The following is a 20,235-nucleotide window of genomic DNA, read 5'->3' on the forward strand; positions in this document are numbered from 1 at the left end:
GTATCTCGGCAATGTTTCTCTTCCGTCCCAGACACGATGCCCGCAGTGCGATACGCTTCTGATAGAGCGATACGGATTTGAGACTACCCATTTTGCGCTTGATGCGGGACATTGCCCGCAATGCCATAGAAAAATAGAAGGAGTATGGCAATGACTATGCGAGCGATGAGCGTGTCGGGAAGTTTCTACCCGGCGAGTGCGGATGAAATCCGCGCCATGATCGATCGGTTCAATGCCATACTGGCTTCTCACAAAGAAATATGTGAGCGGTTTGACAACCTTTCGGGCCGTGCCGTCATCGTCCCGCATGCGGGATGGGTCTATTCAGGTTTTACAGCCAACATCGCCTACCGTATCCTTTCGCATGTGCGCCCTGACACAATCGTCGTTATCGGCCCCTCACACAGAATCGGCTTTGAAGGAATTAGCATTGCAAAATCCGATGTTTATCAAACGCCTTTGGGCGAGCTCAGAATCAATATGCCGCTTCTGAACGATCTGCAAAAACGTTTTGCCCTCCCCTATTTTCCCGATGCCCATCACGAACACAGCACCGAAGTGCAGATGCCCTTTATCAAACACTACATGGACGATGCCAAAGTCATAGAGCTGGTGTATGCGTACGCCGATGCGGCAGAACTCGTACCGATTATCGACTATATACTCGGATTGAACAATACGGCCGTTGTCATCAGTACCGATCTGAGTCATTACTATTCTCTCGAAAATGCCAAGCGTCTCGACGCGGTTTGCCTCGAAGCGATCCGAAGCGAAAATACGGCCGCACTGCATCAAGGATGCGAAGCATGCGGAATGATCGGTGTCGAAGCCATGCTGAACGTCGCCAAAAAGAGACACATGGAAGCCGTACTGCTCGATTACCGTACCAGTGCCGACGCGAGCGGAGACACATCGCGTGTCGTAGGATACGCAAGCGCCCTTTTCCAAACCGTTTGATTTCGCTCAGATGTGCTTCGGTAATTGTTTTGCAGCAAAAAAATGTTTTTTTAAAGTTTACTTTCATACAATGAAGAATAAAATATAATATTTATATACGGAATGGAATTTATGGATACATTTATCGGTAGACAACCCATCTTGGATGGGGAGGGAAAATGTGTCGGATACGAACTTCTGTACCGCAATGCCATCGATTCGATCGAAGCCACCTTTGCCAATGACAGAAAAGCAACGGCACGCGTTGTGATAAATATAGTCCATAATATCGGGCTTTCCGCTATTATCGGCGATAAAACCGGATTTATCAACGTCGATGAAAACATTATTTTAAGCGATCTCATCTACTCTCTTCCGAAAGAAAAATTTGTTTTTGAAATTTTGGAATACACGCAAGTATCCCCTCTTGTGATTAATAAGATCCAGTATCTGCATAAACTCGGCTACCGTTTTGCACTGGATGATTTTAGCTGCAACAATGAAAACATTGAGTATTTTCGGAATCTATTTCCGTATATTGACATTATTAAAGTCGATCTTCTGGCATCCGATTCGGATGAGATCGACACGATGATAACAAAATTCAAAGAGCTTGGGATTAAACTTCTTGCGGAAAAAGTGGAAAACGTTGAAGCTTTCAAGCGTTGTCAAAAAGCGGGATTTGATTATTTTCAAGGTTATTTTTTCGAAAAACCGAGCATTATCGCCGGAAAGAAAATAGAGCCTTCCGTTACCAATGCCGTTGAGTTAATCAATGCGCTGCATGTAACAGATGACATTCATTCCATATCCGAAAAATTCACCCTCTGCCCTGAGCTTACCTACAATCTGCTTCGATACGTTAATTCGGCCGAGTTTAATTTCAAGCATGAAATAACAAGTGTCAAACAGATTCTTCAGTTGCTGGGCCCTTCTCGTCTGCGTTCATGGCTGGGATTGTTTTTATACGCGGATTCGGAAAATCGACTGTTCGGTGAAGCAATTATCGACGCGGCTAAATTTCGAGCCAACCTCATGTCTAAACTTGTCAGCGCGCACGGCCGTCCCGAACTGGCGGATGAGGCTTTTTTAGCGGGAAGCCTTTCGCTGATCGACACCTTTTTGCAAGTCAGTATGGAAGAAATCATTGAAAAAATACAACTGAGCGGATCAACAATAGACGCTCTTTTGAAACGGGAAGGGTATCTCGGAAAGTTTTTGTCGATTGTCGAAAAACTTGAAACAACCGAAAAGATTCAGACGCTTATCGATAATCTCGCGCCAAAGATCAATCTTGCTCCGAGTCTCTTATACGAAATGTATACAGATTCCCTCGGCTTTAGCGAGAGAAGAGATTAACTCTCCATCTCGATGACATTCCAAGGCAAGCCTTGGGTATTCATCTCGTCCATAAACGGATCCGGGTCCATTTGCTCCATATTGAATACGCCTTGGCCGCTCCAGATCCCCTGAACCATCAGTTTGGCGCCGATGACGGCAGGAACGCCGGTAGTATACGAAACACCTTGTGATTTCACTTCGGCATAGCACTCTTCGTGATCTTTCACCTGATAAATGTAGATTTTGCGTTTTTTACCGTCTTTGAGGCCTTCGGCAACGATACCGATGTTGGTTTTACCTTTGGTACGAGGTCCGAGCGATGCAGGGTCCGGGAGCAAGGTTTTCAAAAATTCCATAGGTACGATTTTCATCCCCTGGTGTTCTACCGGCTCGATTCCGAGCATTCCGACGTTTTCGAGACATTTCATGTGGGTCAGGTAGCTTTGGCCGAACGTCATGAAAAAACGGATGCGTTTAAGCCCTTTGATGTGTTTGACAAGCGACTCCATCTCTTCATGGTAGAGCAGATAGCTGTCTTTGGGACCCACTTCGGGATAATCCCATACCTGCATGATTTCCATCGGTTCTGTTTCAATCCACGTACCGTTTTCCCAATAGCGCCCTTTGGCGCTTACTTCGCGCAGGTTGATCTCGGGGTTGAAGTTGGTCGCAAACGGATAGCCGTGATCGCCGGCATTACAGTCGAGGATATCGATCGTATGGATTTCGTCGAAATAGTGCTTTTGGGCATAGGCACAAAATACGTTGGTGGCACCCGGATCGAATCCGCTTCCAAGGAGTCCCATGATTCCGGCTTCTTTAAATGCGGCATCTCTTTCCCATTGAAGTTTGTATTCAAACTTCGCTTCATCAGGATGCTCATAGTTAGCAGTGTCTAGATAGGGGGTTTTGGTCGCAATACACGCATCCATGATCGTCAAATCCTGATACGGAAGGGCCACGTTGATAACAATATCCGCACCCACTTTTTTGATCAGGTCGATCACTTCTTGCGTATTGTCCGCATCGACGGTGGTGATCTCGATTGCGCCGGAAGGAAGCTCGCTTTGGATCTCTTCGCAGCGTTTAAGTGTGCGGCTTGCCAAAATAATACGGTCAAAAACCTGGTTGTTCATGACACATTTGTGTGCCACAACGCGCCCTACTCCGCCGGCGCCGATAATGAGTGCTGTTGCCACGGCATACCCCTCTGAATAAAATATTGAAAATTATAGAAAACAATCACTTACGATTGGGTTACACGCAAAACGCGTCGTATAGGGTCAATGCCCAAATCGTGCCGACGGCGAGAAACGAAACGAATACCAATGCCGCTCCCGCATCTTTGGCCCGCTTGGCTAGCTCATGATGCTCGAACGTCACCAAATCAACTCCCCGCTCTATTGCGCTGTTGATGATTTCCGACATGAGGGGAATAAACAAAGAGACAAAAAGAACCGAGTGATGGACAAACGAAACCGGCAAGACCCATGCAATGACACCCGCTGCGACAAACAACAGCAGTTGCAGGCGAAACGATTTTTCGTTCCGCGTCACTTCGGCAAGGCCGTTCAGCGCATAGCGCGTATTTTTAAAAAGGGTGTAGTCAGGCTTGTTGAGTGCCATAAGTCTCCTTGAGATGCATGATTGCATTATACACGGTTTCAGGATCGGATTGCATCTCCAAAGGTTCGCCGTAAATGATCCGTATCGTGCGTCGGAACCACCCGCGTGCACGAACGTGCCGCCGCGCTGAGCGAGAAAAAACGCTTCCATAGGCACCGTCTATGTAAAACGGGATAATAACGCTCTTGTGCTCTGTGGCGATGGCACGATACCCCGGATAGATTTTGCCGATATTGCCGTCATGACTGATCGCGCCTTCGGGAAAAATAGCAACTATTTCACCGTTATCAAGTCGATTCCGCGCTTCTTTAAATGCTTCTTTGGCGCCGTTTTGGGAAATCGGAATCACTTCGCCCAGTTCCATAATCGGACGGATGAAGCGTTTTTGGTAAATGGAGCGTTCCATCAGATAACGAATACGTCGCTCGACTCCGATCTGCACCAGTATCCAGTCGATCCAGCTGATATGATTTCCCATAAGCAATACGGGACCTGATCTTGGAATGTTATGCGTGTGCATCGGTATGATGTTGTAGCGCAACGCAAGGATGTTTTCAAAAATGAGCCATAAAAAATAGTCTTTGTAGCGAGCAAGGACGGCAAACGTAAGCACCAGTGAAACACCGAGCATGGCGTAAAAGAGCGTCAGCGAATCCCATCCCGCATACGCAAATACACTTGTCAATATTAAAAATGCGGTCATAAAAATGTTTTGGAGCCAGTTGTTACCCGAGAGGATATAGCTCAGATGGGCTGCAGGCGCTTTGATCTGTATCAGCGCATTCAGCGAAACGATCATCATGGCTCCGCCGATACCGAAGCCGAAAAAAACTACTCCGATAAGATAAAGATTATACGTCAGCGGCAAAATGACCAACATCGCGCTTATTTGCACCGCACCGGCAACAATCAGCCCTTTGTGCAGGTAATAGCGGGACATACGCGATGCAATGATCGACCCGGCAATAATCCCGAACGCCGCCAATGCCATAAGCCCCTGCACGACAATCGTATTGTCAATTTCCAGCGTCCGTTTCGCGTACGCACCGAATGCGGCGAGAATGACCTGTGAAATAGACCAGAACAAAGACAGATAGACGACGGCATCGAAAATTTCCCGGTTTCTCCGCAACAAGATCCAATTTTTTCGAAGATAACCGCCATTGAGATATTTTTTAATATTAAAACGTATCCGAGCGGGTTCCCCTCTGTCGATGAGACGCAGAGTCAACAAAAATTCAATCAGACTCCCCGCAACCAGAAGCCATCCCAGCGGAGCGATTTGGTGAAGAATATCACCCTCGTTCGCATACGATCGCTCAAGCGAATTTTCAAACAGCACCGTGTAGGCCATAATGCCCGATAAAATGGCTACAGTAGTCGAAGCTTGGACCAGCGCGTTAAGTGGTGCAAAACCGTTTTCGCCGGCGATCTCTTTGATATATCCGTATTTAGCCGGAGAATAGATCGCACTCTGCGCTGCTAGAATCAGCGTTAGGGCAAACGAAGCCCAAAACCACCCCTGATAATAGCTATACGTGATCAAAAGAGTTATCACAACGGCGGCAAATGCTCCGTATCGCATAACCCGGACTTTTGAAAAACGATGCGCAAGAAATCCGGCCGGAGTAAACAATAAAATGAAGGGGAGCAAAATGAGCGCATTGAGAATCGCGGTGTAAATAACCTGAGTCTGGTCGTCATAAATTTTAAAAACGGTGTTTTGAATAATAATTTTATGTCCGAGATCGGTAAAAGCGTTCAGAAACAGCGCGAGTGTATAGGGGAATACCCCTGCGATTTTCCAGATGCCGCTCATACTGCCAGTACCGTGCTCCATCCTTCATAATAGCCGTGCTGTTCCAACGCGGCGTCAAAAAGGAGTGCTGTCGTCTCTTCGACCTGCTCGGGCAATACCGATTCCGTTTTGACGACAACCGCGCCGTAGGCATGATCACTCTCGTCATCGCTCACTTCTTCTTTGAGTGCGAAACCGTGTGCGGAGAGAGACGCTACAGCCCGTTCCATTGAACTTCTGGTCTGGAAAAAGAGATAGTGTTCGACTTCTCTCTCGATACTCAAATCATCCCCCGCTTCTGCCAGCGCTTCGATCGTATGGCGGTTTTGGATCCGTAGCAGCGCATACGCATCCGGATAGAGGCGTTCGAGATACATTTCCCATTTGGTATCTTTTGATACCCCTCTTTCATGCGCGAATCCGCCGTGACGTGCCATCACTTCGGAACTGATGTTCTCAAACCGTTTCGCTTCGGAAGCATAAAAATACAATTCGACCCAACCCTCTTTCGTCACCGAACCGGCGAAAAGTGCGTCCATTGCTTCATGTAAAGTCTGTTTCAAATCATCCGTAAATCCGGTGAAGCTCCCATCCAGCGGATTCTCCGATTTAACAAACAGCCACAACAGCCACGGCCGCTCGATTTGCGGAGCTTCATCGATCAGCTCCATCTCCACATCACAACGGTAGGGAATATTCTCTTCATCACTCAGTTCATAATATTCGCTCATAAGTCCCCATCTCGTTTTTTCGGCATTATAAAGTCTTTATTCTTGATTTTCTCCGACATAGCTTTTGTGCAGCTTCACTTTTCCGGCCAGTTCTTGGATGTTTTTGGTATCGATAACCAAAGGATTGTGTTGTTCAAGCGATTTGGAGAGCAACTTCATTTGAGCCGTCACGTCGGATGCCAGGTCTTCGAGAGTCTGGCGTGTTGCACGGTATTCTTGACGTTCATAGGCTTCAAGGGTTACAATGAGTTCGCCAAGCTTTCCTTTCGCATTCATCAATTCTGCATACAGCGTTTCGGCTGAGGTGAAGAGAGCCGCCAGCGGCTTCAATGAATCAGAAAGGTCTTTGGATTGGACGGTAATCTCCCTCATCTGCTTGGACGAAAGAACCATCTGCTGCATGATCAGTTCGCTTTGTTCACGCGAACCTTTTAATATCGCATCGTTTTCCATTAACGACGTCGCGATCAATTCGCTTTTTGCACCTATCGAATGTATCTGGCGGCCGAATTCATGCACGATACGGTCAAGCTCGCGGTGCAGAACGCCCAGCAGGTGTTCGTCCACACCCTGCGATTGGATTTTGGAAAGATGATCATTCACCTGCATCAATTGATGCGCCACCTCTTTATGCTCGTCACAGCTGATTCCCAAAGCGCTTTTGATCTGATTGAAATGGTCTTGTTCGGCAATACGCAGCAAATCGATATGACGATGGATGATATTATCCAGGCCCGGCAATTCGGTCAAAGTAAATTCTTCGAATTTGTCCATAGCGGCGTGCTGCTGGGCCAGAAGCGATTCAAGTTTGGCAACAAAAAGTTTTTGATTGGCCTGAATGACGTTAAGCGAATCAATCTCTTCTTTGAAAAGGACACGCAGCTGCTCATGTGTCGAATCTTCCATCTGCGCCACGATTTCAAGACGTCTGGCAGATGAATCAAAGGCTGTTTTTAGCATCTCAACATCGTCTGAGAGGGTACGGATTCGGCTAAGGTTTTCATGCGTGCTTGCAGCTGAGACGCTCCGACTCAAAACGCTCATGATCGCAGAGAGTACAACCCCGGTACCGAGCATCACCAGCGATTCTTTCATGACGGCCAGTTCTGCACCCGCAGATGCATACAAGACAAAATGCAGCATACCTCCGGCAGCCCCGATTCCCAAAACAATCGGCGTATAATTGATTTTATTCGGGTCTTTGTAAACTGCCGTATGACGCAAAAAAAGAAGTGAAATCAAACCGATCGTGACGATTACATCGATACCGTACATAGACTGCCCCTTTAACTAATCAAACGCAAAATCTCCAGAGGATTTGCAGCACAGTATGCTCCGTCCCCCGACTCGGCAAAGCCCCATCCTGCAAAAACGGCTTCAATTCCTGCCTGAGCAGCCGCTTCCATGTCTTTGGCGTTATCTCCGATCATCCAAGCACGATCCGTACCCGGACGATAACGGCAACGCTCAAGATGCATTCGAATCATCTGCGGATGCGGCTTTGGCCATTCAACGTCATCGGCGCCGGTAATAAGCTCAAAATAGTGTTCTACTCCCAAATGCTGCAGCATCCGTTTGGCAAAAAGACCCGGAGCATTGGTCGCCACACCCATGACCACGCCTTTGCCGCGCAACGTATCCAATACCTCGTTGATTCCCTCGTACACACGGACGTTTTGAATGCATTGATCGTAATAATGTTCTTCAAAAAGCGCCCTGGCTTCAGGCTCATAGTGCGCGGTACCGTAAAATATTTCGGCCAGATTACGCGAAGGGGCATTGATCGCATCCACGACATAACGGACGCTGAGCGGTTCAAGCGCGTACCGCAGTGAGCGCACATGATTGATCGAATAGGTAATATCCAGACCCGAATCGATCAGCGTACCGTCCATATCGAAGATAGCGATTTTTTTCATTTATTTCATCTTCCCGTACATTTCGGCAAGCGTCTGAACAAACAGCGGATGATCGTTCGGGCATCGGCATACACGGTATTCTTCAAAACCGAGATCATGCGCGACTTCGGCATATTCGATGGCAAGTTCAAAATCGGTTTCGGAATTATCAATCGTAAACGCGATCGGGACAATAATCACTTTTTTGCGTACCAAAGAATGCAGCATCGAATCAAGCGAAGGTTCCAGCCATTTCATGGGTCCCACTTTGGACTGATAGGCCAAAGATACATCCGAAAACAATAATCCTTCCTCATGCATCATCCGTTTAAGCAATTCGACGTGGGCAATCACGTGGCGCTGGTAGGGATCACCCCCGTCCACCACTTTTTGAGGAAGGCCGTGCGCCGAAAAGACAATTTCGAACTCCGATGCATTGTCCTGCCCCAATGCGTCCTTGATCCGTTCGATTAGACAGCGGTTATAGGTAGTATTGGCAAAAAAGTGTTTGATCTCTACCGTGATGACATCCCAACCGATTTTCAAGGCCGCGGATTCAAAATCATCGAGCGACGACTGGGTCGTCGTGCTTGAATATTGTGGGTACAGGGGAATCAGATACACCTTCTCTATTCCCTCGCCTTTCAGACGTTCGCATACTTCCTGTGCCATCGGCGGCGTGTAGCGCATAGCAAAATCGACGACGACATCGCTCCCGACCTCTTGCTGCAATTTGCCGACAAGGGAGCGTGTATGCCCTACCAGCGGCGATTTCCCGCCGATTTGACGATAAATTTCCTGTGATTTCTCGACACGCGTCAACGTTATCATTCCGGCGATAAATTTACGCAGCAGCGTGCTTTTCGTCCGAAGAATGTAGGGATCGTTGAACATATTATGCAAAAACATTTCAACTTCGCCCAGATTATTGGGTCCGCCCATGTTGAGCAAAACGATCGCTTCTTTCATCCGTTATCCGTCTGTTTTTTAAGAAAGTGTACCATAACGACATGCTTATATTCGGGAAGTATAAAAAAAAATAAAGATTTTGTGTTTTATAATAGTCCCAACGCACAATGTGGCAGGAGGTTGAATGCTCGGTAGATGGACGTTTTTATCGCTTGTACTATTGAATCTTTCAGCTCATGCGGATTCGCAAAGGCGCGAACCCTCACTTTTTCTCGGATATGAACGAGACCTAAAAAAAACAAACGACTCTTACAAAGAGGACGTTAATCCTTTCATTAAAAACACTCCTGCCCCTATCTCGGTCGTTAAGCCCACCGTACCTGTCGCACCGGTCGTCAAAGCCGTAGTCTCGCATGATATCGACATGCCGGTACTGAAAAATACCACCTTTGAAGCCGATACGATCGGGCACGAAGAGAAACCTTTTCTCGTCGTGAGCAAACCTGCGCCGGTCAATTCGGCAGATCTTTGTCCTGACGAGAAAAAAACTCCCGCCGCTTCTGCAAAAGAAGCCGGTACGATCGTCAAAAATCTGAGGAATGTCAAAGAAAAAGTATTATCCAAAGCCAAAGAGTTTTTGGGAACTCCCTACGGGTTCGGTAACAAAGGGGAAGATCGTACCGATTGTTCGGGATTTACTCAGCAAGTCTATCAACAGTTCGGTATTTCCCTGCCGAGAAGTGCTGCCGAACAAGCGCAGCTAGGCAGCGATGTCGACCTGAACGACTTGCAGGTGGGTGATTTGCTTTTTTATCGTACCTATAAGTCCGATCCGTCGCACGTCGCGATATACGCCGGAAACGGTCAGATCATTCATGCGTCGTATACGGCCAAAAAAGTCCAGTACGATTCCATCGACAAAGATTATTACAAACAGCGCTTTTTATACGCAAAACGTTTGGCCGTCAACGAACTCTCCGCAAAGAAATAGGATATGTCGGCACTGTATTCCACACTTGACAAACACTGGCTCTGGAAAGAGATATACACCAAGCTGGACCTCTCTTCTCCCGCCTACTCATACTGGAATGATACCCGTCATATCAAGCTTAACCGTTACGTCTTTATCGAAAAGGACACCCTCCCCGCAAAATATGCCCACATACAAGAAGATTTGACCGATCTTTCCGGCTATCTTCCGACCCAGTATGCCGCTACGCAATTAGGCATCGACAGCCACGTTTTCGGATACAAAAAAATGCGCCTGTATCATCAATTCGAGTATACGTTCGTCAACGGCATAAAATTCGTCAACCTCAAACGCTTTTTTCTTGAGAACGGGATCAAAGTGGGCAAGAGCAGTTATGTCCATCTCTCGCGCCTGGATGACATGATCATCACGCCCGACTGCCGTTTCTACCGCATCGACGACACTTACGGCGTTATTGTTTACGACTGATTTTTCTTCGCCCAGCGCGGAAAAAATCGTGACGGAGACAACACGGGATTCATATCTTTTCCGTCTGCAATATGCTCTTTTAACCGCTTGGCCAAATAAGGGGCAAGAACAAATCCGTATCCTCCTGACCCGTTGATCATGATCAAATCGGGATAGTATGTAAACTCACTCGGATCGACTTTCTCACCGTAGCGCATATGAGGATATTTCTCCAGTGTCGCATCGGCATCTACAAGGCTCCCCAGCATCGGAAGATAGTCGTTGGAGCCGGAACGCAATCCCGTGTAGTCGTTGAGAATATGAAGATTGTCCAATTTCAACGTTTTGGATGCTTTTTCCAGAAGTATCGCTCTCCCCTGCTCCATATCATACGGCTCCTCTGAAAACGGAGAATAATGGACGTCATGGGTCGCTCCGATAGCAACGATGCCTTCCTTCGTCGTCGGCGAGATCGAAACATGATGGTGGAGAATACAGGGGATGCGGGTAGACGTGTCTATATCGATCCGATGTCCCCAAATACCGCGTAAACCGACATAGTCGACGCTCAAGAGTTTCGGATAGGCTCCGATAGCAAGAACGAGGTGCTTGGCGTTCAAATCACTGACGTGCCACATCCCGTGCGTACGGGTAAGTTTTTCGACCTTGATTGTATAAAAATCAGTCCCCTCCGCCATCGCCCGGCATACGCCCTGTGCATCGACGACGGCACCTTCGGAGAAATAGATATAGCTGTCCTCAGCGGCTTCTGGTGTAAGGAGTGATTGTAACTCGTCATCAATCACGGAGTGATGCAAAGAGGTCTCACGTTTGAAATGTTCGAGTTTTTCGCCTTCTTTGGAATTGTTCGCGATATGCAGAAGCGGTTTAGTGAGGGTAAACTGAGGAAAACGGGTCGAGTAGAATTCGAGTGCTTCGGCGTGCGCTTGGCCCATAATCTCTTTGAGCTCTCCGGCTTTCGAGATTTTGGGCGAAATAAAAGCCCCTGCCGCACCGCTGCCGCCCGAAGCGATACCGTCCTGATCGATCAGGGCGACTTTCAATCCGGCATTGCGGAGAAAATAGGCGCTAGCGCAGCCGTTTATCCCCGCACCGATGATGATGACGTCATAGTTCATCGAAAATCTGTAAGAGTGTTTCTTTCAATGGAGCAATATGCTTTTGGCATACATCGAAAACGATTTCTGCATTGAGATCAAAATAGTGGTGACTGATAATATCCCGAAGTCCTGCGACTTCTTTCCAAGATATATTTGGATAGTTCGGTAAAAGCTTTTTATCGGTCAATTTGTCTAAATTTTTGACACTTTCACCAAGGGCAATAAGCTGCATACAAATGGAATCAAGCTTCTCTATCCCCTCTTCGCTATCTAAAAAGTCATCAATGCTTTGAATAGGGAGAAAACGGTTTTCAATCCTCTCACAAGAAAGAATCATTTGATTTAAAATATCTTTGACGAGTTCCGTATTAAACACGGATTCCCTCTTCTAGGATTGTTTTTTTGAGATAGGGGTTCATCCGATCGCGAAGCTGAACGAGATCGACTTTGACATTGAGGCGTTCTTGTATCTCTTGCATAACCCGAATCAGCAAAAAAGCATCAGTTTTTTCTAGTTTGACCGCAACATCGATATCACTCTTTGCATGGTTGGTGTGTTTCGCGTATGAGCCGAAAAGATAGAGTTCAGGAAGGTGGTAACGTTCTTTGATTTGCTTGAGTGTGTCGATAATGGTACTTTCAGACATAGAACTTTTCCTCCCTCTAATTTTACAGAAAGTATAACACGAACTTACTTGAAGGTGATTTTTTTACGCTTCTTCTATATCATGCATTGGGGAAGAAGTCATATATGGGACCTGTCCTGCAGGGACAAGCTTTGAAGAATGTTCTAGATGACGATGTTGGTCATCAAAAAAAATGTGTGGATTATATGCTTGAAGAATTTTGTCTTTAGGAAGTCCACCGAGGAAGAATGCCTCGTCAATTTCAACCTCCCAAGCACGTAATGTGAGAATTACCCGTTCATGAGCTGGACTATTGCGTGCTGTGACTATTGCTAGTCGAATTGGTGATTCTTGTTTGCTAAATTTTGATTGAATAAATGATAATGTTTTGAGTAATTTTGCGAATGGTCCTTCTGGTAGGGGTTTCAATGCATTTTCTTTTTCATGCTGGTAAAACGCTTCTATTCCTAGGGTTTTATAAATATATTCTGATGCATCTGAAAAAACAACTGCATCTGCATCAAAGGCAATTCGAATTTGGTTTGTATTGGAAATATAACCTTCTGGTGGACTATAAATCATTGCAGATGCAACACCTGAATCGATAGCCATTTGTACATCTTCTCCTGATTTTGAAAGAAATAAATCAACATCAAAGGCATTGAGATAAGGTGAAAGTGATGCACCTCCAGCGAAAGCAGCTCTGGTGATTTCAAGCCCATAATGACTAATTGAATAAAATGCTCTTAACCCTGTATCAGGGGAATTTTTAGACATTACAATCACATCTACAATTTTTCCAACACCCAAAGTGTTGAGCTTTAATAATGCTTCGACAAGATGATATGCAGTTCCTTTTTCAAGAGGCTCATCTTCACGTTCTTTCTGATATTTTGTATATGAGTCCAAACCTTCATTATCATAAACTGAATTAGCTTCTTCAAGATCAAATAATGCTCTCGATGAAATACCTATGACTAAATTAGTTCCTAAAGCAGAAGCCATTTTTTGCCTTTAGTTATTTTCAAATTTTGAATTGTTCTTCAGTAAAATAAATTTTATCAAGACTACTATTTCCAAAATACTTTTTGTATTGTTCAATCGCAAAGCTATCCATCATACCTGCAATATAATCTGTAAAGTTTTTGGAATCAAATTTAGAACCATCAAATTCTAAATTATAGCTTTGAATATAATCAATCGTTTTAATATATAAATATGTTGGATTTTATCGGAAAATATGTGGAATTACAAATACGAAATAATAATTTTAAATATAAGTGGTAGATACTTCCCGATCAAGTCGGGAATGACATAGTTAATGAAAAGGAAAGTTAGAGGGTAATATTTTTGATGTCGGCAATCGCGTATATCTCGGCGTAGATCATCCCGACCAACGCTTTGCGGTTGGCACGGACATTCAAGTCCTCGGCATTGACCATAACATTGTCGAAGAAGTTATCCAATGGAGCTTTCAAGGCGAAGAGTGCATCCAGACGTTCTTCGAGGCTTACGTGCTGTGCAGCCATAACCGCTTTCGCCGATGCGTAGAGGTTGCGTTCCGAATCGTTTTCAAACAACGCTTCGTTGACACTGAAAGCTTTGTCCATTGCTTCATCTTTGAGAATGTTGCTGACCCGTTTGAAGGTGGAGAAGGCTTCGACAAACGAATCGGATGCGGCGATGGATGAGACAGCGCGGATTTTACGGTCGATGTCGAGAATATCAAGTTCTACGTGAGCATCCTTTGCCACAACCGCTTGGATGATCGATGGGTTAACGCCGACATACGCTCCCGCAAGACGCTCGATAATAAACGTCTCAACGTTCTTTTTGTACTCTTTTCCTTGCGGATACAACGACGCAAGCTGATCGATCAATGTTGAAAAATTGAGCGGTATTTGATGTGCCACAGCGATTTTGATAATTCCGTTGACGGCACGGCGAAGGGCGAACGGATCGCGCGAACCGGTCGGGATCTCACCGATGCTGAACATTCCGATGAGCGTATCGACTTTCATCGCCATAGCGACGATTGCGCTAAGCGTGGTGCTCGGCAGTGCGCTCTCTTCACCCGTTGGGAGATATTGCTCTTTGATGGCGATGGCTACTTCGGCGGATTCGCCGAGTGCAAGGGCATAGTAATACCCCATAAGCCCTTGAAGCTCGGTAAATTCATAAACCATCTCGGACATCAAATCGGCTTTTGCCAATTCCATTGCCCGCTCTAAATGCTCAGGACTGATATTGTCATATATCAAGTTGGCGATCGTCGATGCAACCACTTTTTCGCGTTTGATCTTCTCCGCCAAAGTCCCCAATCCGTTCATGAAGACGACTTTTTCCAGCCCGGCCGTGCTCAAACCTTTTTTCAGGTCGTTGCGGTAGAAGAACAATGCATCGGATAGACGCGGGCGGAGCACCCGCTGATTCCCCTCGATGACATGGCTGAAATCATCGGTCAGAGCGTTGGAGACGACGACGAATGCGTTGATGAGTTTTCCCTCTTTGAAAACAGGGAAATAGCGTTGATGCTCTTTCATCGAGGTGATAATGACCTCGGGCGGAAGTTCGAGGAAACTCTCGTCAAAACTTCCCAAAAGAGGGGTCGGATGCTCGGTAATTGCGACCACTTCATCGAGCAAATCTTCATCGATTTCGATTGTGATTCCGTGTTCGGATTCGAGTTTGGCAAAGTTGTTCAAAATCGATTCGCGACGGCTCTGCGGATACAGATCGACGGAACCCTCTTTGAGAAGATCGAAATAGTGGTGGATGGAGTCTACACGTTTGGCTCCGAAATGGCTGATGCGGTGAACAAACGTATGCGCGCCGGAGCGCACATCAAACAGCGTCACGTCGACCAGCTCTTCGCCGAGCATGACGTTGACCCAGCGGATCGGGCGGATAAAGCTTTCATGGCTCGAGCCCCATCGCATCGTTTTTCCGAAGCTCAGGCTTTTGATCCATTGCTCGATCATCTCCCCCAATATCTCCGTGCTTGAGCGTCCCGGAATGTTTTGGCTGAAATAGAGAACCTCTTTGCCGCCCTTTTCGGCGCGGGAGAGCTGATCGAATTCTACACCGCATTTTTTGGCGAAACCGAGCGCCGCCGGAGTCGGAACGCCTTCTTTGATCGCGATCTCTACCGGCGCTCCGTAAAACTCTTCGATACGGTCGTCTTGACGTGTTTTGAATTCACGGTGCCACAAGACTAAACGGCGCGGCGTGTAATAGAATTCAAACTCCCCCAAAAGAGCATTTTTTTCCAAAACGGCTACCCATTTTTTCTCAATTTCAGCCAGTTCTTTCAGTAAGGGAACCGCCGGAAGTTCTTCGACACCGATTTCAATCAAAAGAGGTTTTAACATATCATTCATCCATCGTCATTTTTAAAAGCTCGATTGTATCGCCCGATTGGTTAAAAATCGCTGTTGCTTTAGTAAAAATTAATTCAGAGATAAAATGTCCTATTTAGGGATGATTAAAAGTTTCGGGGTGTACAATGCCTCCATTCATCTACTACAAGGAATAAATTCATGCCAACAATTAACCGTTACGTTGATATCAGCACCGTAGACCGCGAAGCGAAAAAAGATTATATTGATCGTCATTCTCCGTTTATCCACTGTGCCGCAACCGCTAAAAAAGGTGAAAAATTCGCCGTTACCGTCAAAATGGGCAATGAGTACTCTCACCCGGATGATTTCGACCATTTCATCGCGAACATCGCGCTCTACAACGGCGAAACGTTGCTGGCACGTGCCGATTTCGTTCCCGGAACGCTCGGAAACGAAAAAAACCATGCGGAAGTGACGTTTAACATCGTCCCTATGGGCAAAAAACTGACCCTCGTCGCTCACGGCTACTGCACCAAACACGGTGTATGGGAATCAACCCCTGTCGAAGTCGAAGTGGAAGAAGCTTCTTCTTGCTGCGGCGGCGGGCACTGTTCGTAACTCTTTAAACTTGGCCCCTCAAGGTCAAGTTTTTAGCTGGCTTTAACCCCCTTTCCTTTATACTCTCCCTAAAACCTGAAAGTATCAAACGTGGACTCCTATCAGAACCTTGCATTACTGGAAAATCTTTACCGTCTCCGCGCACTCGGGTACAATTATGTCGATCCCGTTACCCCCAATTTTCAGACCCCTATCAGCTCGCTTCCCGACGCTATGACCCCATTGAACGAAACAATTCAAAAGTGTTATTTATGCGACCTGAGCAAATCGCGCCGCCAAAGCATGGTCGGCTACGGTGATCCGAAATCGCAACTGATGTTTGTCGATGCCTATGTCTCCGCCGCTGAAGACGAAAGCGGCGAATACTACACCGGACGTTCGGGAACGATGCTGCGCGATATGATCGAAAAAGTCCTGAATCTTCGGACGGAGGACGTTTATTTCACCCATGCGGTCAAATGCAAGCCGTTCGGATTTCAACAGCCCTCCCAGAGTGAATGCAACAGCTGCCTTCCGTACCTGGCCAAACAAATCGATCTCATCAAGCCCCGTATCGTCGTTGCCCTAGGCCCTGATGCGTACGAGCTCGTAACACGCGAAAGAGAAGATTTCGATCGCGTGCGGGGCGAAGTCATCCCAATGGGCGAATATTCGGTCATCCCGATGTTTCATCCGCTCTTTCTCATACGCAATCCGTCGATGAAAAAAGAGGCTATGCGCGATTTACAGACGATCAAGGCCCAATTGCAATGATGCTTGCCCGTATATTGATCCTCGTATGCCTGATAGGGCAATTTGGCTATGCCAAGACCCTCAAAATAGAAAAAAACGCCGATCCTTCCGCGACACAACAAAGCCAAATTTCAAGCCCGATCAAAATCGCCGTGATTTCTTCTCCCAAAGTGATCGGCAAATATTCCCAATCTCTCTTCAATGTCTCACTGGCGACTCTTATCAGTCTCACCGCCGGAGAATGCGAAATCAAACACTATCCTCTTGCTGATGAGTCTTCCGATGCCCTGTCCAAAGCCCTGACGGATATTCACCATGATAACATGAGTGCGATACTGGCACCGCTCACGGCATACGGCACAAAAAACTTTCTGGTTCTGAATCCCAAGCTGCCGGTCTTCATCCCGACCGTTCACAAGCGCGACTTTTCTTACGCCCCGCAAAACATTACGTTCGGATCGATCGATTATGTGCGCCAAATCGAAGCATTGCTCCCGTATATGTCTGATTCGATTGCCGTATTTTACGACGATTCGTCTGTAGGTAAACAGCTGAAAGCGTCGATCGAAGAAGCTTTTTTGGCGTACAAAGGTGCTAAAAAAACCTTCACGGCGTATGCCGTCGATCCAAAAGGGGACAACATTGTTTCCCATCTCTCAAAACCCTCGCTGTTTCACAAAAAAAGCATTGTTTTTCATCTGCCCGTAGTCAAAAGCTCCCTGCTGGCGGCTCATCTGACGTTTACCGGGGTTAAAGAACGCAACATACTCTCCACGCAAATCAACATTGATCCCAATCTTCTCAACCTTACCCAGTACCATGACCGAAAAAATATGATTCTGGCGAATTCGCTGATCGAATTTCCGGCTGCAATTTACGAATCGAACGTACTGATGAACAATGATATTTCATTTGACTGGGTGAATTACTCCGCCAGCGTCGGTATCGATTATCTCGTCGCCGTTGTAAACGGCACTCCGAGGGCGTATACGATGAGGATCATCAACAATCAGGTTATCTATCCCATAGAGCTGATGCGGCCGAAGGAGTCCGGATTTGAACCGCTTAACCCCTAACCTTCTTCATGGAGGATTTTTCAGCCACCTTTCCGATTCGCAGCTTAAAAAAATCGAACGCATCAGTATCCTCAAAGAATACACGGAAGGGGAAATCCTTTTTTACGAAGGGGATGAGAGCCGTTATTTTTTTCTGCTGGTCGAAGGGGAAGCGAGCGTTTTCAAATCGTCGGCATCGACCGAAACGATTGTCGTCCACCGTTTCCGCGCTCCTTCACTCATCGCCGAAGTCGCAACCCTCAAACAGATCCCCTACCCCGCATCGGCCGAATGCACACGACATTCCAAAGTTCTAAAAATCGAGCGTGATCCGTTTCTGGTTTTATTGCAAGAGGACCCGTCGTTCAGCATTGCGTTGATCGCGTCGCTCACACAAAAAATCGGTGCGCTCGAAGCATCGCTTCAGCGTCACAGCGCACCAAACGCCATGACCAAAGTGGCGCGGCTCATACAAGATGATGCCGTGTCGTTCGAACGCCTCAAAGGGATAGAAATCGCGGCATTGCTCGGCATTACGCCCGAGACCCTCTCGCGTACGCTCAAAAAGCTCAAACAGTTGTCGGTTATCACCCTGACGAAAGGAAAAAAAATAGAGATTCTCGATCTTGATAAACTCAAGTCTATCGCGGATAATAATTTTCCTTTAAGAGAATCGGTGATAGAGTAATCCTATCTACATGTAAAGGGGATTTCATGGCAAAAAGAGGTATTTCTCTCCTCAAGGGGATCGAAGCGCAGACCGTTTATGAACTGCTTAACAAGGCGTATTGTGACGAATGGCTCGCGTACTATCAGTATTTTATCGAAGCCAAGGTCGTCAAAGGGCTGATGAAAGATGCCGCTATCGCCGAATTAACCCAACATGCGGCCGATGAGCTTCGCCACGCAACGATGGTGTGCGACCGTATCATTCAGCTCGGAGGCACCCCGGCTCTGCACCCGGGTGATTGGATCAAAAACAGCAATTGCGGGTACGAAGCTCCGGAAAATCCGGATGTGCGGAACGTCCTTCAGCAAGCCATCAAAGGCGAACAATGCGCCATCAGCGTCTATTCCAACATTCTTGATATTACCCGGGAAAAAGATATCATCACCTACGATATGGTTTCCCAGATTCTGGCCGATGAAGTCGAGCATGAAGAAGATCTTCAGGCACTGTTTGATGACATCAAAGATTTTATCGCCGAGTTCAAAAATTGAACGCGTTCACCAAAGCCTTTGTCTTTTTTTTCTTCTCGTTCACCATCGTGCAGGCGGCTGATATACTTCAGCTGGTCGGCCTGCTCGACCGCAACGACACAGCAACATTCCAATCGCAGATACAAACCCTTCAAGATGCCAATGCCATGCGTGAGGACAATAACAAAACCATCCTGATGTATGCGTGCTGGGTCGGCAATGCCGAAGCGGTCAAATATCTGATCGAAAAAGGGGCGAACGTCAATGCACAAGACTCCGGCGGAGCTTCACCGCTGCATTTGGCCGCATGGAAAGGACATACTGCAATCGCCCTTTATCTGCTTGAACACGGTGCGTCGGGAAGCGTCATGAGCAAAGAAGGGATGACGCCTCTGGACATTGCGATGATGCGCGAAAACCGCGACCTCGCCGAAGCGATCGAAAAAGCGGCTCCCAAACTCAAACCCCTACTTCAGCGCTAGGAAAAAATCCTTCTCCTGGTCGGGGATCTTGGTCATTTTCCCCGAAAAATCGATATAAACGAGTATGATCGTCATCTCAAAAAGCAACTCTGCGTCACGAAAAACCTGCTGCAAGAGGGTAAAAGAGGCTTTCTTCATCTCCATCAGCGACGTTTTGACTTCCAGTACGTCACCGAGTTTTGCGCTTTTAATGTAGTCGGCTTCGATATGCTTCGCGACAAAATGCCCCCCTTCGAGAATAGGAGAACGCCCCTTATCGAAAAAGAGGTGGCTCCGTGCACGCTCGCAGAAATTGAGATAATTGGAGTGGTATACGATGCCCCCGGCATCAGTGTCTTCATAATAAACGCGTATGGTCATATAGCTCCTTAACCTGTATAAAT

The 20,235-nt window shown here is 46.8% G+C and carries 23 protein-coding genes; 10 read left to right on the forward strand and 13 right to left on the reverse strand.

Going from position 1 to position 20,235, the window contains the following annotated elements; genetic code table 11:
* Nucleotides 1-150: 150 nt before the first annotated feature.
* Both amrB and JU82_RS01180 read left to right on the forward strand, forming a co-directional pair.
* The gene (amrB, locus tag JU82_RS01175) at nt 151-957 is read left to right on the forward strand and encodes an AmmeMemoRadiSam system protein B (protein ID WP_037945680.1); all 807 of its coding nucleotides are present in this window, start codon (nt 151-153) and stop codon (nt 955-957) included.
* Nucleotides 958-1,068: 111 nt separating this feature from the next.
* Entirely contained in the window at nt 1,069-2,295 is a 1,227-nt protein-coding gene (locus JU82_RS01180) for an EAL domain-containing protein (RefSeq protein ID WP_294891986.1), read from the forward strand.
* Here JU82_RS01180 and JU82_RS01185 read toward each other — a convergent pair.
* From JU82_RS01185 to hemH, 7 genes are read right to left on the reverse strand one after another with little or no spacing between them, the layout of a single operon-like run.
* Nucleotides 2,292-3,476, reverse strand: a complete 1,185-nt coding sequence (locus JU82_RS01185) for a saccharopine dehydrogenase family protein (RefSeq protein WP_037945682.1) — start codon at nt 3,474-3,476, stop codon at nt 2,292-2,294. The two genes, JU82_RS01180 and JU82_RS01185, sit on opposite strands and share 4 nt — an antisense overlap.
* Nucleotides 3,477-3,534: 58 nt before the next feature.
* Nucleotides 3,535-3,903: a diacylglycerol kinase gene (locus JU82_RS01190; RefSeq protein WP_037945683.1), complete on the reverse strand. Its 369-nt coding sequence runs from the start codon at nt 3,901-3,903 to the stop codon at nt 3,535-3,537.
* Entirely contained in the window at nt 3,884-5,722 is a 1,839-nt protein-coding gene (locus JU82_RS01195; protein ID WP_294891987.1) for an MFS transporter, read from the reverse strand. The genes JU82_RS01190 and JU82_RS01195 overlap by 20 nt, the downstream gene beginning before the upstream one ends.
* The gene (locus JU82_RS01200) at nt 5,719-6,432 is read right to left on the reverse strand and encodes a DUF695 domain-containing protein (protein ID WP_037945684.1); all 714 of its coding nucleotides are present in this window, start codon (nt 6,430-6,432) and stop codon (nt 5,719-5,721) included. The genes JU82_RS01195 and JU82_RS01200 overlap by 4 nt, the downstream gene beginning before the upstream one ends.
* A 36-nt stretch (nt 6,433-6,468) precedes the next feature.
* A complete protein-coding gene (locus JU82_RS01205) occupies nt 6,469-7,707 on the reverse strand; it encodes a hypothetical protein (protein WP_037945685.1) in 1,239 nt (412 codons plus the stop codon).
* A gap of 11 nt (nt 7,708-7,718) precedes the next feature.
* Complete coding sequence (locus tag JU82_RS01210; RefSeq protein ID WP_037945686.1) at nt 7,719-8,351, reverse strand: HAD family hydrolase; 633 nt, start codon at nt 8,349-8,351, stop codon at nt 7,719-7,721.
* On the reverse strand, nt 8,352-9,299 hold the full coding sequence (hemH, locus tag JU82_RS01215; RefSeq protein WP_037945687.1) for a ferrochelatase: 948 nt from the start codon (nt 9,297-9,299) through the stop codon (nt 8,352-8,354).
* Nucleotides 9,300-9,423: 124 nt separating this feature from the next.
* On the opposite strand from hemH, the gene JU82_RS11555 reads away from it, so the two are divergent.
* Together JU82_RS11555 and JU82_RS01225 are read left to right on the forward strand one after the other, a co-directional pair.
* Nucleotides 9,424-10,230: a C40 family peptidase gene (locus tag JU82_RS11555; RefSeq protein ID WP_294891988.1), complete on the forward strand. Its 807-nt coding sequence runs from the start codon at nt 9,424-9,426 to the stop codon at nt 10,228-10,230.
* 3 nt (nt 10,231-10,233) lie between these two features.
* Nucleotides 10,234-10,698, forward strand: a complete 465-nt coding sequence (locus JU82_RS01225) for a hypothetical protein (RefSeq protein ID WP_037945688.1) — start codon at nt 10,234-10,236, stop codon at nt 10,696-10,698.
* On the opposite strand, the gene JU82_RS01230 is transcribed toward JU82_RS01225, so the two are convergent.
* From JU82_RS01230 to glyS, 5 genes are all read right to left on the reverse strand, one after another.
* A complete protein-coding gene (locus JU82_RS01230; protein ID WP_037945689.1) occupies nt 10,689-11,816 on the reverse strand; it encodes an FAD-binding oxidoreductase in 1,128 nt (375 codons plus the stop codon). The genes JU82_RS01225 and JU82_RS01230 overlap by 10 nt on opposite strands.
* A complete protein-coding gene (locus tag JU82_RS01235) occupies nt 11,806-12,174 on the reverse strand; it encodes a HepT-like ribonuclease domain-containing protein (protein ID WP_037945690.1) in 369 nt (122 codons plus the stop codon). Before JU82_RS01235 ends, JU82_RS01230 begins: the two co-directional genes overlap by 11 nt.
* The gene (locus JU82_RS01240) at nt 12,167-12,445 is read right to left on the reverse strand and encodes a nucleotidyltransferase domain-containing protein (RefSeq protein WP_037945691.1); all 279 of its coding nucleotides are present in this window, start codon (nt 12,443-12,445) and stop codon (nt 12,167-12,169) included. Before JU82_RS01240 ends, JU82_RS01235 begins: the two co-directional genes overlap by 8 nt.
* Nucleotides 12,446-12,508: 63 nt before the next feature.
* A complete protein-coding gene (locus JU82_RS01245) occupies nt 12,509-13,429 on the reverse strand; it encodes a 5'-nucleotidase (protein WP_037945692.1) in 921 nt (306 codons plus the stop codon).
* A gap of 329 nt (nt 13,430-13,758) precedes the next feature.
* The gene (gene glyS, locus JU82_RS01250) at nt 13,759-15,795 is read right to left on the reverse strand and encodes a glycine--tRNA ligase subunit beta (protein ID WP_037945730.1); all 2,037 of its coding nucleotides are present in this window, start codon (nt 15,793-15,795) and stop codon (nt 13,759-13,761) included.
* 168 nt (nt 15,796-15,963) lie between these two features.
* Here glyS and JU82_RS01255 point away from each other — a divergent pair, with 168 nt between their 5' ends.
* The 6 genes from JU82_RS01255 to JU82_RS11560 all read left to right on the forward strand — a co-directional run bounded on the left by JU82_RS01255 (nt 15,964) and on the right by JU82_RS11560 (nt 19,852).
* Complete coding sequence (locus tag JU82_RS01255) at nt 15,964-16,383, forward strand: class II SORL domain-containing protein (protein ID WP_037945693.1); 420 nt, start codon at nt 15,964-15,966, stop codon at nt 16,381-16,383.
* Nucleotides 16,384-16,473: 90 nt separating this feature from the next.
* Entirely contained in the window at nt 16,474-17,136 is a 663-nt protein-coding gene (locus JU82_RS01260; RefSeq protein WP_037945694.1) for a uracil-DNA glycosylase, read from the forward strand.
* Nucleotides 17,133-18,191, forward strand: a complete 1,059-nt coding sequence (locus tag JU82_RS01265) for a hypothetical protein (protein ID WP_037945695.1) — start codon at nt 17,133-17,135, stop codon at nt 18,189-18,191. Before JU82_RS01260 ends, JU82_RS01265 begins: the two co-directional genes overlap by 4 nt.
* Nucleotides 18,172-18,858, forward strand: coding sequence for a Crp/Fnr family transcriptional regulator (locus tag JU82_RS01270; RefSeq protein WP_294891989.1), 687 nt, complete (start codon nt 18,172-18,174; stop codon nt 18,856-18,858). The genes JU82_RS01265 and JU82_RS01270 overlap by 20 nt, the downstream gene beginning before the upstream one ends.
* 26 nt (nt 18,859-18,884) lie before the next feature.
* Nucleotides 18,885-19,391 carry a ferritin-like domain-containing protein gene (locus tag JU82_RS01275; protein ID WP_037945696.1) on the forward strand — a complete coding sequence of 169 codons (507 nt, stop codon included), beginning with the start codon at nt 18,885-18,887 and terminating at the stop codon, nt 19,389-19,391.
* The gene (locus JU82_RS11560) at nt 19,388-19,852 is read left to right on the forward strand and encodes an ankyrin repeat domain-containing protein (RefSeq protein WP_294891990.1); all 465 of its coding nucleotides are present in this window, start codon (nt 19,388-19,390) and stop codon (nt 19,850-19,852) included. Before JU82_RS01275 ends, JU82_RS11560 begins: the two co-directional genes overlap by 4 nt.
* Here JU82_RS11560 and JU82_RS01285 read toward each other — a convergent pair.
* Nucleotides 19,838-20,212, reverse strand: coding sequence for a YbgC/FadM family acyl-CoA thioesterase (locus JU82_RS01285; RefSeq protein ID WP_037945697.1), 375 nt, complete (start codon nt 20,210-20,212; stop codon nt 19,838-19,840). The genes JU82_RS11560 and JU82_RS01285 overlap by 15 nt on opposite strands.
* Between the last annotated feature and the right edge of the window lie 23 nt (nt 20,213-20,235).

It is taken from the genome of Sulfuricurvum sp. MLSB, assembly GCF_000747095.1.
Lineage (GTDB): Bacteria > Campylobacterota > Campylobacteria > Campylobacterales > Sulfurimonadaceae > Sulfuricurvum.

Coding starts and splice junctions, on each gene's coding strand:
- amrB (WP_037945680.1), top strand. CDS start 151: ATGACTATGCGAGCGATGAGCGTGTCGGGAAGTTTCTACCCGGCGAGT.
- JU82_RS01180 (WP_294891986.1), top strand. CDS start 1,069: ATGGATACATTTATCGGTAGACAACCCATCTTGGATGGGGAGGGAAAA.
- JU82_RS01190 (WP_037945683.1), bottom strand. CDS start 3,903: ATGGCACTCAACAAGCCTGACTACACCCTTTTTAAAAATACGCGCTAT.
- JU82_RS01195 (WP_294891987.1), bottom strand. CDS start 5,722: ATGAGCGGCATCTGGAAAATCGCAGGGGTATTCCCCTATACACTCGCG.
- JU82_RS01200 (WP_037945684.1), bottom strand. CDS start 6,432: ATGAGCGAATATTATGAACTGAGTGATGAAGAGAATATTCCCTACCGT.
- JU82_RS01205 (WP_037945685.1), bottom strand. CDS start 7,707: ATGTACGGTATCGATGTAATCGTCACGATCGGTTTGATTTCACTTCTT.
- JU82_RS01210 (WP_037945686.1), bottom strand. CDS start 8,351: ATGAAAAAAATCGCTATCTTCGATATGGACGGTACGCTGATCGATTCG.
- hemH (WP_037945687.1), bottom strand. CDS start 9,299: ATGAAAGAAGCGATCGTTTTGCTCAACATGGGCGGACCCAATAATCTG.
- JU82_RS11555 (WP_294891988.1), top strand. CDS start 9,424: ATGCTCGGTAGATGGACGTTTTTATCGCTTGTACTATTGAATCTTTCA.
- JU82_RS01225 (WP_037945688.1), top strand. CDS start 10,234: ATGTCGGCACTGTATTCCACACTTGACAAACACTGGCTCTGGAAAGAG.
- JU82_RS01230 (WP_037945689.1), bottom strand. CDS start 11,816: ATGAACTATGACGTCATCATCATCGGTGCGGGGATAAACGGCTGCGCT.
- JU82_RS01240 (WP_037945691.1), bottom strand. CDS start 12,445: ATGTCTGAAAGTACCATTATCGACACACTCAAGCAAATCAAAGAACGT.
- JU82_RS01245 (WP_037945692.1), bottom strand. CDS start 13,429: ATGGCTTCTGCTTTAGGAACTAATTTAGTCATAGGTATTTCATCGAGA.
- glyS (WP_037945730.1), bottom strand. CDS start 15,795: ATGTTAAAACCTCTTTTGATTGAAATCGGTGTCGAAGAACTTCCGGCG.
- JU82_RS01255 (WP_037945693.1), top strand. CDS start 15,964: ATGCCAACAATTAACCGTTACGTTGATATCAGCACCGTAGACCGCGAA.
- JU82_RS01265 (WP_037945695.1), top strand. CDS start 17,133: ATGATGCTTGCCCGTATATTGATCCTCGTATGCCTGATAGGGCAATTT.
- JU82_RS01275 (WP_037945696.1), top strand. CDS start 18,885: ATGGCAAAAAGAGGTATTTCTCTCCTCAAGGGGATCGAAGCGCAGACC.
- JU82_RS01285 (WP_037945697.1), bottom strand. CDS start 20,212: ATGACCATACGCGTTTATTATGAAGACACTGATGCCGGGGGCATCGTA.